Consider the following 14,733-nt stretch of genomic DNA (forward strand, 5'->3'; position numbering starts at 1 on the left):
TGCGCGGCGCCGACCCAGGACGCAAGCCCCCGCACCTCCCGGTCGCGCCGAGCGTGGCCGCCACCAGCCCGACCTGGACCGCGAGCGCCGCACCGCCTTGGTCGAGCACCGCGAGCACGGCACCGCCTGGCCGAGCACGGCACCGCCTGGCCGAGCACCGCACCAGACCGGAGCGCGAGCCCCGCACCGCCTGGCCGTCCACCGCACCGGCCTGCCTCAGAGCGCGAGCGCCACCCGGTCCCGGCCCGCTTTCTTGCCCTCGTACAGGGCGTCGTCGGCCGCGCGGATGATGCCGTCCAGGCCCGCTTCGAGCTCCGCCGGGTGCAGGGCCGCGCCGATGGTCGCCGACAGCGCGACCGGCTCCCCCGTCGGCGCGGTGATGCGCAGCGCCCGGATCCGCACGCGGATCCGCTCGGCGACGGCGCGCACCTCGGCTTCGTCGACGTCGGGCAGCAGCACGGCGAACTCCTCCCCGCCGTAACGTCCGACGGTGTCCCCGCGCCGGACGGTCTTCGCGAGCACAGTCGCCACCTCGGCGAGGACGTCGTCGCCGACCGGGTGGCCGTGGGTGTCGTTGATGCGCTTGAACCAGTCGAGGTCGATCATCAGCACCCCGGTCCGGCCGCCGGTGGCGCGGGCGCGCTCGAGCGCGCGTTCGGCCTGCTGGTGCCACGCGATCGCGTTGAGCAGCCCGGTGCGCTGGTCGGTGCGCGCGGCGAGCTTGAGCTGGTCGAGCTGGACGCACTGGTGCAGCGCGAACGTCGGGATGATCATCAGCAGCGCCGCGGGCGGCCACCACAGCAGGGCGAGCGCGACGAACACGCCGAGCGCCAGCTGGCTGACCTCGAGAAGGTTGTCGGAAGCGCTGCCCAGGAGCCGGCGGGGGTGGTCGACGGTGACCGTCCAGGCGATGACCGCGCCGACGAGCGCCGTGTTGACCGTCCACTGCACGGCACCCGCGCCGACCACGGCGGCGAGGTCGCCCCAGCCGGGCCGGGCGCCGTCGCCGAGGTGGGCCAGGTGCTCGTGGGCGCCGGTCGCCCGCAGCACCCCGGCCGCGGCGGCCGCCGCGAGGGCGAGCGTGGCGGCGGTGAACACCGTGCGGTGCGGCGGGCGGACCGGGTCGAAGCGGTTGACCAGCAGCCAGCGGTGGCCGTAGATCACCGCGACCAGCGCCAGCTCGAGCACCAGCGGCAAGGCCAGCACGCCGGCGAAGATCCAGACGCTGCAGAGGTCGACGTACGGCGAGCCGGAGCGGTCGCGACGCCGTTGCTCGATCAGGTGCGAAGCGTGCAGGTGCGGCAGCGCGGCCGCGGCGAGCCAGCCCGCCGTCGCCCAGTGCTGGGGTGTCGGCCCCGCCCGCGCCGACAGCACGAGGACGACGAGCGCCGCCACATCGACCGCCAGCACGAAGAAGCGCACCCGCCCGGGCAACGACCACAGCTTCCACCGCGGTGGTGCCCAGCCCCCTGGATCGCTCGTGCCTCCGCTCATCGCAGCGCCTCCCCGCCCTGCTCCGCCCCGGTGAACACCTGCTCGCCCAGGGTAGTCGCGTTGCGGTCGGGTGTCAGCCGTTTCCCCACGGCGCGACCCGACCGGGCCCCTGGGAGCATTCCGGGTATCCGAGACCGGACGAACCGCACGGAAAGGCGAGCCGATGAGCGACAAGGGCTGGTGAACCCGCACCGCGACCCCCATTCCCCCGGCGACCGAGAAGAGGAGCGCGTGATGAGCGACAAGGGCTGGTGAACCCCCACGACCGCACGCCCGTCCCCGACCACCGGAAAGGAGCAAGCGATGAGCGACAAAGGCTGGTGAACCCCACCACCACTCCCCCTGCCCGCCACCACCGACGAGGAGCACGCAATGCGCGACAAGGGCTGGTGAAACCCCAGGTCCGACCCCGCAACCCGGAGCACCGACGAGGAGCGCCCGATGAGCGACAAAGGCTGGTGAACCCGAGTCAGGCTTCGGCCGGCAGCGCGGCCGAGACCGCGTCCGGCCGCCGGCGTGACCACGCGGCGGCCGCGGCGAGCGCGACCAGCGCTCCCGCGGTGCCCGCCACGGCGATCGCCGTCGCCGCCCCGGCCAGCTGCGCGAGCACGCCGCCGAGCACGATCCCGAGCCCCTGCCCGGCGATCATCCCCGTCCGCGCGAAACCGAGGGCCCGTCCCCGCAGCGGCGGCGGGGACAGCTGGACGAACGTCGCGCCCGCGGTGACCTGGTACGCCGAGCAGATCCCGGACAGGAACAGCAGCGCCAGCGCCGTGCTCAGCGCGGGCTGGGCCCAGTAGGCCACGAGCGGCGCCGACGTCCCGACCGCGAGCACGCCCAGCGCGCGCACCCGCACCCGGCGCGCGACCAGCCGCAACAGCAGCGCACCGGCGACCGCGCCCGCAGGTTCCGCGGCGAGGAGCACGCCGATCCAACCGCCGCCCGCGCCGACTTCCCTGGCGAACGGCACCGCGAGCCCTTCGGGGACGACGGTGAACAACGCCAGCCAGCCCAGCCACACCAGCGTCGCGAGCGTCCGGTCGCGGCGGACGGCGAGCGCGCCCGCGGCGACCTGCCGCCACCACGACGTCCCGCTCCGGACCCGGCCACCCGGCGGCGGGTGGACGCCCAGCCCCGCGCGGATCAGCAGCGCGGAAACGGCGAAGGTGGCGGCGTCGATCGCCAGCGCGGTGTGCGCGCCGACCCCGGCGACCACGAACGCGGCCACCGCGAACCCCAGCACCAGACAGAGTTGCGTGGTCACCTGCTGCACCGCCTGGCCCGCTTCGTACCGCGCCCCCAGCAGCTCCGGCAGCACCGCGCCCTGCGCCGCGGAAAACGGCGCTTCGGCCAGTTGGACGAGCACCAGCAACCCGGCCATCAACGGCAGCGGTGTCGAAGGCACGGCCATCACGGCCACGAGCAGCGCCCGCACGACGTCGCACACCACCATGACCTGGCGCCGGGGAAACCGGTCGGCCAGCCACGAAAGCAGCGCACCCGAGACGAGCGCGGGCAGCATCGAAAGCGCGTACGTCGCCGCGCTCAACGCCGCCGATCCGGTGCGCTGGTACACGAGGATCGACAGCGCGACGCGCGCGAGCTGGTCCCCGGCCACCGAAAGCAGGCCCGCGAGCCACACCACCCGGAACCCGCGCACTGCGAACGCCGACCACGTTCCGGCCATCCCCCACCCCCAGGCTGTCACGGAGAGCGCCGCCTGAAACGCTCAGCGTAGTGCCTGGAGCCGTCTCTACGCCACCGGCGGAGTTCCGTGTGTGTGGAACGACTCGATCGTCTTCAGTCCCCACGCCTGCCCCTTGGCCCGCTCGGCTTCGGTCCAGGTGACCGGTTCCCAGTCCGGCGCGAAGATCAGCCGTCCGGTCGGGTTGCACAGCTCGATCCGGTTGCCGCCCGGTTCGTGGACGTAGAGGAAGAACGTCTGCTGGATCGCGTGCTTGTGCGGCCCGGTTTCGATGTGCACGCCGCTGTCGAGCGCGATGTCCGCCGCGCGCAGGATGTCTTCGCGGGTGTCGGTCGCGAAGGCGATGTGGTGCAGGCGCCCGCGCGAGCCCGTCCAGTCGGTGGTGTAGACGATGTCGTAGGACTTCTGCGCGAAGTGCGTCCACTGCCCGGAAATCACGCCGCTGTCCAGCTGGATCTGTTCGGTGACCCGGCCGCCGAGCGCGTCGCAGACGAAGCGCCCGTTGGCTTCCGCTTCCTTCGCCAGGTAGTTGACGTGGTCGAGGCGGCGGACCCCGACCCCGCGCCCGGGGTACGCCTGCGCCTGGTTCTTCAACGCGGGGCGCAGGTGTTCCGGCGGGGCGTAGCGCTCGGTTTCCCAGTACAGCTCGAGTTCGTGGCCGTCCGGGTCGCGGAACAGGTACGTCGGGCCGATCCCGGTGTCGCCGTCGACCCAGCCGACGCCGAGTCCGCGTTCCTCCAGCGCGACCACGCGGCGCTTGAGGGCTTCTTCGCTCGACGCGCGCAACGCCGTCCGGCCGACCCCGGACGTCTTCGCCGCGGTGAGCTTCAGGCTGTGGTGCTCGTAGTCGTCCCAGGTGCGCAGGTAGACCGAGTCGCCGTCGGCGCCGTTCTCGGTCAGGCCCAGCACGCGGACGAAGAAGTCGAGGCTCTTTTCCGGCTCCGGCGTGCGCAGCTCGACGTGGCCGAGGTGCGCGATTTCGTGGCGCAGCGAGGGGTCGGGCATGGCCGGCTCCTCAGGAACGCGGGAAAACGGTGCCGTCGAACAACTTCCGCGCGGTCCGGATGACCGTCGAGCGGCGGACGCGGGACCCGTCGAACTCGATCGCCACGGCGAGCTTGCCGCTCGGGTGCTCGATCTCGACCGGTCCATCGCCGGTTTCGAGCAGCTCGTGGCCGACGGCGCCGTCGAGCAGCAACGCCGTGACGACGCTGACGCCACCGAGCACGCCGATCGACGGGTGCGGCTTGACCGGGATGAACGTCCGGGTGCAGACGGCGCCACCGTCGCGGGGCGCGGCGACCAGCGTCGTCTTCGGGACCGAGCTGCCGCGGACGTCGCCGAGGCCCATCAGCTTCCCGGCTTCGACGCGCAGGGCGTCGATCCGCCCGGCGAGTTCGGCGCCGGCGAGCTCCTCGACCGGCTCGTACCCGGTGATGCCGAAGTCTTCGGCGCGTGCGACGACGACCGGCATCCCGTTGTCCACACAGGACACCGCGATGCCACCGACGTCGTCGCGGACGTTGCCGGTCGGCAGCAGGCTGCCGCAGACGGACCCTTCGGTTTCGGTGAAGTCCAGCTCGACCGGGGCGGCGGTGCCGGGGACGCCGGAAATGGCCGTGTCACCGCGGTAGTCGACCGCACCGCCGGGAGTGGCGAACGTCGAGACGGCAATGGTGCCGGTGTTGACCAGCCGCACGCGCACGGTGGTGCGTTCGTCGCCGGCGGGTACCAGACCCCGCTCGACGGCGAACTGCCCGACCCCGGCCAGGAGGTTGCCGCAGGTCTGCCGGTCGGAGACGGTCGCTTCTTCGACGCCGAGCTGCAGGAACAAGTAGTCGATGTCGTGCCCGGGATCGTCGGCGGCGGAGACGATCGCGACCTTGCTGGTGACCGGCTGGGCGCCGCCGAGCCCGTCGATCTGGCGCGGGTCGGGGGTGCCCATGATCCGCAGCAGCAGGTCGTCGCGGGCGGCGGGGTCGGCGGGCAGGTCGCCGGCGAGGAAGTAGGCGCCTTTCGACGTCCCGCCGCGCATGAGCATGCAGCGCACGCCGGTCATGCCTGCTCCTTTTCGTACTCCTCGGCGGTCAGGTACCGGACGCCGAGGGCGTCGAGCTTTTCGCGCAGGCCATAGCGATCCAGGCCGAGCTGACCGGTCGCGAAGGCCTCGCGGGCGGCGGCTTCCTTTTCCAGCCTTGCTTTCGCGGTGTCGAGTCCGGTTTGGACATCCTCGCGACGGACGCGCATGACGCCGTCGTCGTCGGCCAGGATGGCGTCCCCGGGGCGGATGAGCTGACCGCCGATGGCGACGGGGACGTTGACCGCACCGGCGGTGGCCTTGACGGTCCCCTGCGCACTGATGGCGGCCGACCACACGGGGAAGCCGAGGGCGCGCAGGTCGGCGACGTCACGGACGCCGGTGGTGGTGACCAGGCCGCGCACCCCGCGGTGGCGCAGCGCGGTCGCGAAGAGTTCGCCGAAGAGCCCGTCGCCGCAAGGTGAAGTGGTGGTGACGACGAGGACGTCGCCTTCACGGCACTGCTCGACGGCCGCGTGGATCATGAGGTTGTCCCCGGGCCAGCAGAGCGCGGTGACGGCGGTACCGCCGACGCGCACGCCGTCTTGGATGGGCCGCAGCCCGGGCCCGAGAAGCCCGGAGCGGCCGAGGGCCTCGTGCACGGTGGCGACACCGTAGTCAGCCAGGCGCGTCACTTGTTCGAGGTCGGCGCGCGGCGGGTCGGTGACGATGACGGGCTTCATGCTTGCCACCGTACGTTTCGGTCGCCAAGATTGTCAACAATTTTGGCGACGGTCTGTGTGGGGGTTTTGTGCAGGGCCTCGGTCGCGACTTCGGCGGAGGTATCCGGTCCACGGCTCAGTCGATAGCCCGGTCAGGGGCTCGGTTGTTGGCCTTGGCCAGCGACCTCGGCCAGGAGCCGCCGCCAGCGGCTCAGGCCGAAGCTTCGACCGGCGGACTCGATCAGCACCCCGGCGGCTGCCTCGGCCAGCGGCCCGGTCGAGCACCTCGATCGGCAGCCCCGGGTCAGGGGTGCAGCAGGGACACCTCGGCATCGGCCGCCTTGAGCGCTTCGATCACGCTGCCCAAGTGCACCCGCGCGGCTTCGGCGGCCCGCTCGGGATGGTGCGCGCAGATGGCGTCGATGATCGCGAGGTGCTCCGGCAACGAAACCTGCGGCCGCCCCGGTCGCATCGCCAGCCGGAACTGGTGCCGGACGCTCTGCCCGCGCAGCCGTTCGAGCACCTGCGCCGCGGTCCGCTGCCCGCTGATCTCGCGGACCCGCCGGTGCAGGCGCTGGTTGAGGCCGGAGTACCCGACGACATCCCCGCTTGCGACGGCCTGGTGCATGAGCTCGCCGAGTTCGCGCAGCTCCCCGACCTCGGCATCGGAAACGCGCTCGGCCGCCTTCGCCGCGCACAGCGATTCCAGCATCATCCGGACCTCGGAGATCTCGACAGCCTCTTCGAGCGAAACCGCCCGCACCCGGGCCCCGCGGTTCTGCACGCGTTCGACGAGCCCCTCGTTGGTGAGCTCGATCAACGCGGCCCGCACGGTCGCGCGGCTCGCGGCGAACTGTGCGGACAGGTCGGCCTCGACCAGCCGCTGGTTGGGCACGAACTCGCCGCGGACGATGGCGTCCCGAATGGCCGCCACCACCGAACGCTCCCCCGGCTGCCGGTCCGCAGCACTCTCGGTCATACCCTCGACTCCGATTTTGTTGACAATTTTGTCGAGCACATCGTGTACTCGATCGTAGCTGGCGAGGAGGATTCTGCTATGCCCGGAACCATCGCGGTACTCGGATTGGGTGAAGCGGGCGGCCATCTGGCCCGCGACCTGGCGGCCGCCGGAGCGGTGGTGCGCGCATACGACCCGGCGGTCACTGTCGCCTCGGCAGGCACCGCCACCAGCGGGTCGAGCGACACGGCCGCCCCCGAGCTGGGCACCACGGCCGCCGTCCCGGGTGCCATCGCCGACGCGACAGGGTCTGTCACCGACCCAGCGGTCGCCACCGCCAGTAGGCCGGGTGCCGCCGCACTTACCGGCGCTAGCGAACCAGGAGCCACCGTCAGTGGAGTGGCTGCCGCTACCGCTCCGCGGACCAGCAGGCCCGGCGCCACCACCGACACGACAGGTGCCACCGCCAGCGGAGCGGAGGCCAGTACCGCCCCGGCGAGCACCACCAGCAAGCCGGGCGCCACCACGGCCCCGGCAGGTGCCACTGCCGGTGGAGTGGGTGCCACCACCGCTCCGCCGGACATCACCCCCAGCAGGCCCAGCGCCACTACCGACACGACAGGTGCAACTGCCAGCGGAGCAGGTGCCAGTGCTGCCCCGGCAGGCATCACCACCAGCCGACTGGGCGCCGCTGCCGGCGAGGCGGGCGCCGGCGCCGCCATTGCGGGCGTCATCCTCACCGGGTCGGAAGCTGAAGCTGCCGATGGGGCCGATCTCGTCCTGAGCGTCAACAGCGCGTCCGCAGCGCTCGACGCCCTGCGTGCCGGGCTCGCCGGACTTAGGCCCGGCGCGGTCTGGGCCGATCTGAACACCGCCTCCCCCGGTACCAAACGCCGGCTGGCCGCCCTCGCCGCCGAGCATGGCGTCCCCTTCGCCGACGTTGCGATCATGGCTCCGGTCCCCGGCCGAGGCTTGAGCGTTCCCATGCTGACCAGTGGAAATGCCGCCGAAGCCGTCGCCGCCGCCTTGAACGGGTTCGGGGCCGCGGTCGACGTGCTCCCCGGGGAGGCCGGGGTCGCCGCCGAGCGGAAGCTGCTCCGCAGCGTCTTCTTCAAAGGCATGTCCGCCGCCGTGGTCGAAGCGCTTCAGGCCGCGCGGGCCGCCGGCTGTGAGGACTGGCTGCGTGACGTCATCGTCGGGGAACTGACCGCCGCCGGAGCCGGCACCGTGGATCGGCTCGTCACCGGCTCCTACCGGCACGCCGTCCGTCGCACAGCCGAGATGGCCGCCGCTGCCGAGATGCTCGGGGAACTCGATGTCCGGGCCGACGTTGCCGCCGCGGCTCGGGACCAGCTTCGGTTCATAGCTGGTTCACAGGATTGTTGACAGGTTCGGACGCCTTCGCTGCCGACCGCCGCCTCGGTGCGGCGTTCGGTCCCTGGCTCGGCGGCGTCCTGGTCACGAGTGGACTGTCCACTTCGGACTTCCTGGTCTTCGCGGTGGCGGGCCTGCTGAACACGGCGATGGTCGCGCTGGTCCGGCGGACGGCGCTGGTACCGACGGTCCCGCAGGCCGCCTGACCTGCGCTGACGCTCCCGCCGGACCGCACGGTGGAAGGTCGCCCCAGCCTGTCAGACGCCGGCGGGTTCGGCGGCGGTCGACTTGAGCCGGGCCTGGCGTGTCCGCGGCCCGAACAGCGCCAGCACCACCGCGCCGACCAGCCACGTTCCCGCGATGAAGAAGAACACGCTCTGGTAGCCGCTGCCGTTGTACAGCGACGCCACGATCAGCGGGCCGGCCGCGTTGGACAGGCGACCGAGGCCGTACGACACGCCTGTGCCCAGCGACCGGCCGCGGGTATCGAACAGCTCCGGCGAATACGCGTACCCGAGTGCCGTGTAGCCGCGCTCGAACATGTTGACCAGGAAGCCGAAGACCACGATCAGGACCGGGTTGAACGTCAGCCCGTAGAACAGGCCGCACAGCGCGATGATCCCGCCGAACGCGACCAGGCACCACTTGCGCTCGAAGCGGTCGGTGACGAGAGCCGCCAGGTACGACCCCAGCGGCGCGCCGATCGTCGTCAGCGCCACGTAAAACACCGACTTCTCGACGCTGAAGCCTTCCTTGGCCAGCAACGTCGGCGCCCAGCTCGAATACCCGAAGAACCCGATCGTCTGCGTGACCCACAGGACCGTGAGCAGCAGCGTCGGCAGCAGGTACTTCTTGCGCAGCAGCAACCGCAGCGGCGCCTTGGCCACCGGGGCTTCCTCGATCGGCGGCGCCGGCTCCGGCAGCGGGCCCTTCTCGGCCGCGACGAGCGTCTCGATCTCGCGCAGCACCGCGTCGGCCTTCGCGTGCTCGCCCCGGCTTTCGTACCAGCGCGGCGATTCCTTCAGCTGCCGGGTGAACAGCACGAGCAGGACGCCGAGCGCGCCCCACAGGTAGACCAGCCGCCACTCCCAGTTCCCGAGCGGCACGACGACGCTCGCGATCAGGTTGGTCACCGGCGTGCCGCAGATGCCGATCACGATCGCGTACGCCTGGTACTTGCCGCGGTTGGCCGCCGGGTAGAGCTCGTTGACGTAGATGACCGCGACGACGGTCATCGCCGAGAGGCCGGCCGAAGTGAGGACGCGGAACACGCCCAGCGACACGATGTCCCAGGAAAAAACTGCGGCAAAAGAGAAAATCCCGAACCAGACGGTCGTCCACATGAGAGCGTTCTTCCGGCCCCAGCGGTCGGCGAGCGTGCTCGCGACGATCGAGCCGAAGAACATCCCCACGAACGACAGCGAGGTCACGTAGGCGACCTGGTTGACCGTCACACCCCAGAGCTTGATGAGCTTGGGCGCGGTCGTGGCGAAGCTGTTGATGTCCGCGAACTCGAAGAAGTACGCGAACGAGACGGCGATCAGGGTGAGCTTGTGGAAGCGCGAGATCGGCAGGCGGTTCAGCCGGTTGAGCGCGTTGGCGTGCTGCATTGCATGCCCTTCAGGGGTTTCAGGCGGTTTCGCCGGGCCAGTAGAGGCGCATCGGGTTGTCGACGAGCAGCTTCCGCCGCGCTTCCGCGGTTTCCGCGATCAGCGGGACGTGGTCGACGAGGAGCCCGTCGTCGGGCATGTGGTTCTTGAGGTTCGGGTGCGGCCAGTCGGTCCCCCACAGCACCCGGTCGGGAAACTCGGTCACGACGCGGCGGGCGAACGGGACGACGTCGGTGTAGGCGTACCGTTCGCCGTCGAGTGCCGGGGGTCCGGTCACCGTGAGCCGTTCGGGGCAGCTCACCTTCACCCAGACGTCGTTGCGCTCGGCGAACTCCAGGAACCGGCCGAACTCTTTGCCCTGCAGAGGTTTTGCGACGTCCGGCCGTCCCATGTGGTCGATCACCAGCGGGACGGGCAGCGTGCCGAAGAAGTCTTCCAGTTCGGGCAGGTCGGCGGCTTCGAAGTACAGCACGACGTGCCAGCCGAGCGGGGCGATCTTCTTCGCGATCGCGGTGAGGTCTGCCGTCGGCGCGGCGTCCACCAGCCGTTTGACGAAGTTGAAGCGCACGCCCCGGACGCCCGCCGCGTGGAGCTCGCGCAGTTTTGCTTCCCCGATGTCCGGCCGCACGGTCGCGACGCCGCGTGCCCGCCCGCCGGCCGCCCGGACCGCGTCGAGCATCGCGGAGTTGTCGGCGCCGTGACAGGTGGCCTGCACGATGACGTTGCGGGACACGCCGAGGTGGTCGCGCAGCGCGAAGAGCTGGTCCCTGCTCGCGTCGCACGGGGTGTACTTGCGCTCGGGCGCGAACGGGAACTTCGCCTGCGGGCCGAAAACGTGGCAGTGCGCGTCGACCGTGCCCGGCGGCAGCGTGAAGTCCGGTGTGGACGGATCGGCGTACCAGTCCAGCCAGCCCGGCGTCTTCGGCGCGGTCACCGGCCTTGCCCCTTCAGCAGGGCGTCCAGGCGCGGGTAGACGGTGCGGGCGTTGTGCTCCCGGATCGCCGCCCAGTCCGTTTCGGACAGTCGCGAGGCTTCGGCGTAGCGGCGGGTGTCGTCGAAGTGGTGGCCGGTGCGCGGGTCGACGCTGCGGACCGCACCGATCATCTCGGACGCGAAGAGGATGTTGCGTGCCGGGATGACGTCGAAGAGCAGGTCCGACCCCGGCTGGTGGTAGACGCAGGTGTCGAAGAAGACGTTGCCCAGCACGTGTTCCTCGAGCTCCGGCTTGCCCAGCGCCATCGCGAGGCCGCGGAACCGGCCCCAGTGGTAGGGCACCGCGCCGCCGCCGTGCGGGATGATCAGCCGCAGCGTCGGGAAGTCGGTGAACAGGTCGCCCTGCACGAGCTGCATGAACGCGGTCGTGTCGGCGTTGAGGTAGTGCGCGCCGGTCGTGTGGAACGCCGGGTTGACGCTGGTGGAGACGTGCACCATGGCCGGGATGTCGTATTCGACCATCTTTTCGTAGACGGGGTACCACGACCGGTCGGTGAGCGGCGGGGCCGTCCAGTGGCCGCCACTGGGGTCGGGGTTGAGGTTCAGCGCGACAGCGCCGTACTCCTCGACGCAGCGGGTCAGCTCGGGGAGGCAGGTGGCCGGGTCGACGCCCGGGGACTGCGGGAGCATCGCCGCGGGGGCGAAGCGGTCCGGGTAGAGCGCGCTGACGCGGTGGCAGAGCTCGTTGCAGATGGCGGCCCACTCCGCCGACGTCTCGAAGCCGCCGACGTGGTGGGCCATGAACGACGCGCGGGGCGAGAAGATCGTCAGGTCGATCCCGCGCTCGTCCATCAGCTTCAGCTGGTTCGGCTCGATGGTCTCGCGCAGCTCGTCGTCGCTGATCCGCAAATCGGCGCGCAGGGGCGCGGTCGCGGAGCCGTCCAGTGCGGCGATCTGCTGGTCGCGCCACGCCGCGAGCGCGGGCGGTGCGGTGGTGTAGTGGCCGTGGCAGTCGATGATCAAGGTCAGTCCTCGTCGCTTCGCATGCTTGATGGTCGCACACTAATCGTCGATGAAATTGTTGACAATATCTGCGACGAAGTCGTGACCGTGGGCTGAGCACTGAGAACCGCTCGTGACGACCCACGAGAGCCACGCTGCTCGGCGCCCCGTCAAGCGAACCCGACCCGGCCTAGAAATTACCAAAGGTAAGTTCCGTCACCGTATTGACATGACCAATGGTCAAGAGGAAGGTACTGGCCACCCGATTCGTCTAGACCAATCGGCCTCCCCGCGGACGGCATCCCAGGAGGAGACCCATGTCCCGTACCACCCGGACCACCACCGCAGCCCTCACCAGCCTGGCCACCGTGGCCGCGACCGCCCTCATCCTCTCCGGTGGGGCCGACGCCGCCCCTGCGGCCGCCGCGGCAGCTGATTGTGGTGTGCTCTTCGACGACTTCCACTACGCCTCGCCCACCGACTCCGCCTTCAGCGGGGCCGGGTGGACGACCCGCAACGACGTCGGCAGCCCCGGTGTGCCCGGCGCGCGGTGGCTGACCGGCAACGTCAGCTTTCCCACCGTCAACGGCGAACGCGTCGCGCAGCTCAACGCCTCCACCGACGGCTCCGCGAACGGCACCACGCACGCCGAGATGTACCAGAACCAGTTGCGGTTCTTCGAAGGTACGTACGCCAGCCGGGTTCGCTTCACCGATACGCCGGACAGCGGTACCGACGGCGACCACGTCAACGAAACCTACTTCACGATCTCGCCGCTGCGGTACGACCGCGACCCGCTCTACAGCGAGCTGGACTTCTCCGAATACCTCCCCAACGGCGGCTGGGGCGGCTCGCAGGCGAACTACCAGACCAGCTGGTACACCTACTGGAACAACCCGACCTGGGACGGCCTGCGCACGTCCACCGCGCAGAACCGCAGCCTGGCCGGCTGGCACGACATCGTCACACAGGTCTCCGGCGGGCACGTCAAGTACTACATCGACGGCGTCCTGACCGCCGACCACACCACCGACGCCCAAGGGAACCCCGTCTACCCGCGCACGCCGATGTCGATCAACTACAACATGTGGTTCATCGACACCGCGGGCCACACGAGCGGGAACAGCGTCTACACCGAGCAGGTGGACTGGACCTACTACGCGGGCAACCAGGTCGTCGCGCCTTCCGACGCCACCGCGAAAGCCGCGCAGTACCGGACCGCCGGAACGTCCCATGTGGACACCGTCACCGGGTGCACCACCCCGACCGGCCCGCCGGCGACCACGACCACCAAGCCGACCACCCCGACGACGCCCACGACCCCGACCACGCCGTCGCAGCCCGCCGACTGCTCGACGGCGCCGGAATGGGCCTGGGGCACGGTGTACCTCGGCGGGCAGCGCGTGAAGCACAGCGCCCACCTCTGGCAGGCGAACTGGTGGACCCAGGGCTCCGAGCCCGGCCTCACCGCCCAGTGGGCCGACCTCGGCCACTGCTGACCCCCACCCCGTCGTGAGTGTTCAGGGCGGTCAGAACCGCCCTGAACACTCACGACGACCTGCACCGCACCCACCCACGCCTCCCGGGAATCCCCATGCGCAGACGCATCCTCGCCGCCGCACTGGCCGTCACCGCCCTGACCGCCGGCGCCTGCGGCACCGATACCCCCGCTCCCGCCGCCGGCGGGGGCACCCTGACCGTCTGGCTGATGAACGGCGACCTGAGCGACAAGGCCACCGCGGCGATCACCGCCGCGTTCGAGAAGGCCACCGGCGCGAAGGTCACCGTTCAGATCCAGGAATGGGACAACATCAACACCAAGATCAGCACCGCGCTGGCGCAGGACACCACGCCGGACGTCATCGAGATCGGCAACACGAACGTCCCGCTGTTCGCCGCCAACGGCGCGCTGACCGACCTCACCCCGCACCGCGCCGAGCTCTCCCAGGGCCAGACCTGGCTGCCCGGCTTGATCGGTCCGGCCACTGTGGACGATCACGTCTACGGCGCGCCCTTGTTCGCGGGCAACCGGTCGGTGATCTACGACAAGCAGGTCTGGGCCGACGCCGGCGTCACCGCCCCGCCCAAGACCTACGCCGAACTCACGGCCGCGCTCGACAAGATCAAGGCCAAGCACCCCGCGCCGGACTACTCGGTCTTCCACTTCCCCGGCAAGTACTGGTTCGGCGCGCTGCAGTTCGTCTGGGACGCCGGCGGCCAGATCGCCGTGCAGAAGGACGGCAAGTGGGCCGGTGCCCTCGAAAGCCCCGAGGCTCAGCGGGGATTGCAGGCCTGGAAGGACTTCCAGAACGCCTACTCCTCCGCCGCGTCCCGCAACGTCGACACCAAGGCACCCGACCAGGCCGCGATCTTCTCCGCCGGCGGCGCGGCGGCCATCCTCGACACGAGCGTCAACACCGTGGTCAAGAACAAGCCGGAGCTCAAGGACCGGCTGGGCACGTTCCCCTTCCCCAGCGCCACGCCCGGCAAGACGCAGCCGGTGTTCCTCGGCGGGTCCGACCTGGCGATCGCGGCCAAGAGCCGCAACCAGGACCTCGCGCTCGCCTACGTCAAGGCGGCCACCGACCCGGCCGTGCAGCGCGAAGCGATCTCCGGCATCGACGGCTGGACCCCGATCTCGACCGAGCTGATCGACCAGGTCACGCCGGCGCTCCCGCCGCTCAACGCCGCGTTCGCCACCGCGGCCAAGACGAGCGTCGCGACGCCGGCCGCGCCGGGCTGGGCGACCATCTAGAGCGACAAGTCGATCAACACGTTCTTCGCCGACATCGCGACCGGGCGCAAGCCGATCGCCCAGGCCGCCAAGGACTTCGACGCCCACCTCACCGAAGCGCTGAACGCCCATTGACCGGCGGGGTGGCCCGGCCGACCGCCGTCCCCGCCGGGCCGCCCCGCCC

Annotated in this window: 13 protein-coding genes; 4 read left to right on the plus strand and 9 right to left on the minus strand. The window is 70.9% G+C overall.

Going from position 1 to position 14,733, the window contains the following annotated elements; genetic code table 11:
• Positions 1–216: 216 nt before the first annotated feature.
• The 6 genes from ACLJQM_RS26895 to ACLJQM_RS26920 all read right to left on the minus strand — a co-directional run bounded on the left by ACLJQM_RS26895 (position 217) and on the right by ACLJQM_RS26920 (position 6,917).
• Positions 217–1,494 (minus strand): diguanylate cyclase, encoded by a 1,278-nt coding sequence (locus tag ACLJQM_RS26895; RefSeq protein WP_410633205.1) that lies wholly within the window; start codon positions 1,492–1,494, stop codon positions 217–219.
• Between the two features lie 469 nt (positions 1,495–1,963).
• Positions 1,964–3,181: an MFS transporter gene (locus ACLJQM_RS26900; protein WP_247024327.1), complete on the minus strand. Its 1,218-nt coding sequence runs from the start codon at positions 3,179–3,181 to the stop codon at positions 1,964–1,966.
• A gap of 66 nt (positions 3,182–3,247) precedes the next feature.
• Positions 3,248–4,204 (minus strand): catechol 2,3-dioxygenase, encoded by a 957-nt coding sequence (locus tag ACLJQM_RS26905; protein ID WP_410633206.1) that lies wholly within the window; start codon positions 4,202–4,204, stop codon positions 3,248–3,250.
• A gap of 10 nt (positions 4,205–4,214) precedes the next feature.
• Entirely contained in the window at positions 4,215–5,258 is a 1,044-nt protein-coding gene (locus tag ACLJQM_RS26910; protein ID WP_360784496.1) for a 4-oxalomesaconate tautomerase, read from the minus strand.
• Positions 5,255–5,959 (minus strand): 4-carboxy-4-hydroxy-2-oxoadipate aldolase/oxaloacetate decarboxylase, encoded by a 705-nt coding sequence (locus ACLJQM_RS26915; protein WP_410633207.1) that lies wholly within the window; start codon positions 5,957–5,959, stop codon positions 5,255–5,257. Before ACLJQM_RS26915 ends, ACLJQM_RS26910 begins: the two co-directional genes overlap by 4 nt.
• A 283-nt stretch (positions 5,960–6,242) precedes the next feature.
• Positions 6,243–6,917 (minus strand): GntR family transcriptional regulator, encoded by a 675-nt coding sequence (locus ACLJQM_RS26920; protein WP_247024331.1) that lies wholly within the window; start codon positions 6,915–6,917, stop codon positions 6,243–6,245.
• A gap of 78 nt (positions 6,918–6,995) precedes the next feature.
• Here ACLJQM_RS26920 and ACLJQM_RS26925 point away from each other — a divergent pair, with 78 nt between their 5' ends.
• Together ACLJQM_RS26925 and ACLJQM_RS26930 are read left to right on the plus strand one after the other, a co-directional pair.
• On the plus strand, positions 6,996–8,282 hold the full coding sequence (locus tag ACLJQM_RS26925; RefSeq protein ID WP_410633208.1) for a DUF1932 domain-containing protein: 1,287 nt from the start codon (positions 6,996–6,998) through the stop codon (positions 8,280–8,282).
• Positions 8,279–8,476 (plus strand): hypothetical protein, encoded by a 198-nt coding sequence (locus ACLJQM_RS26930; protein WP_410633209.1) that lies wholly within the window; start codon positions 8,279–8,281, stop codon positions 8,474–8,476. Before ACLJQM_RS26925 ends, ACLJQM_RS26930 begins: the two co-directional genes overlap by 4 nt.
• A gap of 51 nt (positions 8,477–8,527) precedes the next feature.
• Here the strand turns inward: ACLJQM_RS26930 and ACLJQM_RS26935 are convergent, their stop codons facing one another.
• From ACLJQM_RS26935 to ACLJQM_RS26945, 3 genes are read right to left on the minus strand one after another with little or no spacing between them, the layout of a single operon-like run.
• Positions 8,528–9,880, minus strand: coding sequence for an MFS transporter (locus ACLJQM_RS26935; protein ID WP_360784508.1), 1,353 nt, complete (start codon positions 9,878–9,880; stop codon positions 8,528–8,530).
• A 19-nt stretch (positions 9,881–9,899) separates the two neighbouring features.
• Positions 9,900–10,814 carry an amidohydrolase family protein gene (locus tag ACLJQM_RS26940; protein ID WP_410633210.1) on the minus strand — a complete coding sequence of 305 codons (915 nt, stop codon included), beginning with the start codon at positions 10,812–10,814 and terminating at the stop codon, positions 9,900–9,902.
• A complete protein-coding gene (locus ACLJQM_RS26945; protein WP_410633211.1) occupies positions 10,811–11,836 on the minus strand; it encodes an amidohydrolase family protein in 1,026 nt (341 codons plus the stop codon). The genes ACLJQM_RS26940 and ACLJQM_RS26945 overlap by 4 nt, the downstream gene beginning before the upstream one ends.
• 296 nt (positions 11,837–12,132) lie before the next feature.
• Here ACLJQM_RS26945 and ACLJQM_RS26950 point away from each other — a divergent pair, with 296 nt between their 5' ends.
• A complete protein-coding gene (locus ACLJQM_RS26950) occupies positions 12,133–13,314 on the plus strand; it encodes a carbohydrate-binding protein (RefSeq protein WP_410633212.1) in 1,182 nt (393 codons plus the stop codon).
• A 95-nt stretch (positions 13,315–13,409) separates the two neighbouring features.
• Positions 13,410–14,570, plus strand: a complete 1,161-nt coding sequence (locus tag ACLJQM_RS26955; protein ID WP_410633213.1) for an extracellular solute-binding protein — start codon at positions 13,410–13,412, stop codon at positions 14,568–14,570.
• The last annotated feature ends 163 nt before the right edge of the window (positions 14,571–14,733 follow it).

It is taken from the genome of Amycolatopsis sp. cmx-4-83, assembly GCF_046548815.1.
Lineage (GTDB): Bacteria > Actinomycetota > Actinomycetes > Mycobacteriales > Pseudonocardiaceae > Amycolatopsis > Amycolatopsis pretoriensis_A.

Excerpts from the sequence above, each read along its gene's own strand:
- ACLJQM_RS26925 (WP_410633208.1), top strand. The coding sequence starts at position 6,996 with ATGCCCGGAACCATCGCGGTACTCGGATTGGGTGAAGCGGGCGGCCAT.
- ACLJQM_RS26900 (WP_247024327.1), bottom strand. The coding sequence starts at position 3,181 with ATGGCCGGAACGTGGTCGGCGTTCGCAGTGCGCGGGTTCCGGGTGGTG.
- ACLJQM_RS26950 (WP_410633212.1), top strand. The coding sequence starts at position 12,133 with ATGTCCCGTACCACCCGGACCACCACCGCAGCCCTCACCAGCCTGGCC.
- ACLJQM_RS26905 (WP_410633206.1), bottom strand. The coding sequence starts at position 4,204 with ATGCCCGACCCCTCGCTGCGCCACGAAATCGCGCACCTCGGCCACGTC.
- ACLJQM_RS26935 (WP_360784508.1), bottom strand. The coding sequence starts at position 9,880 with ATGCAGCACGCCAACGCGCTCAACCGGCTGAACCGCCTGCCGATCTCG.
- ACLJQM_RS26920 (WP_247024331.1), bottom strand. The coding sequence starts at position 6,917 with ATGACCGAGAGTGCTGCGGACCGGCAGCCGGGGGAGCGTTCGGTGGTG.
- ACLJQM_RS26915 (WP_410633207.1), bottom strand. The coding sequence starts at position 5,959 with ATGAAGCCCGTCATCGTCACCGACCCGCCGCGCGCCGACCTCGAACAA.
- ACLJQM_RS26895 (WP_410633205.1), bottom strand. The coding sequence starts at position 1,494 with ATGAGCGGAGGCACGAGCGATCCAGGGGGCTGGGCACCACCGCGGTGG.
- ACLJQM_RS26955 (WP_410633213.1), top strand. The coding sequence starts at position 13,410 with ATGCGCAGACGCATCCTCGCCGCCGCACTGGCCGTCACCGCCCTGACC.
- ACLJQM_RS26910 (WP_360784496.1), bottom strand. The coding sequence starts at position 5,258 with ATGACCGGCGTGCGCTGCATGCTCATGCGCGGCGGGACGTCGAAAGGC.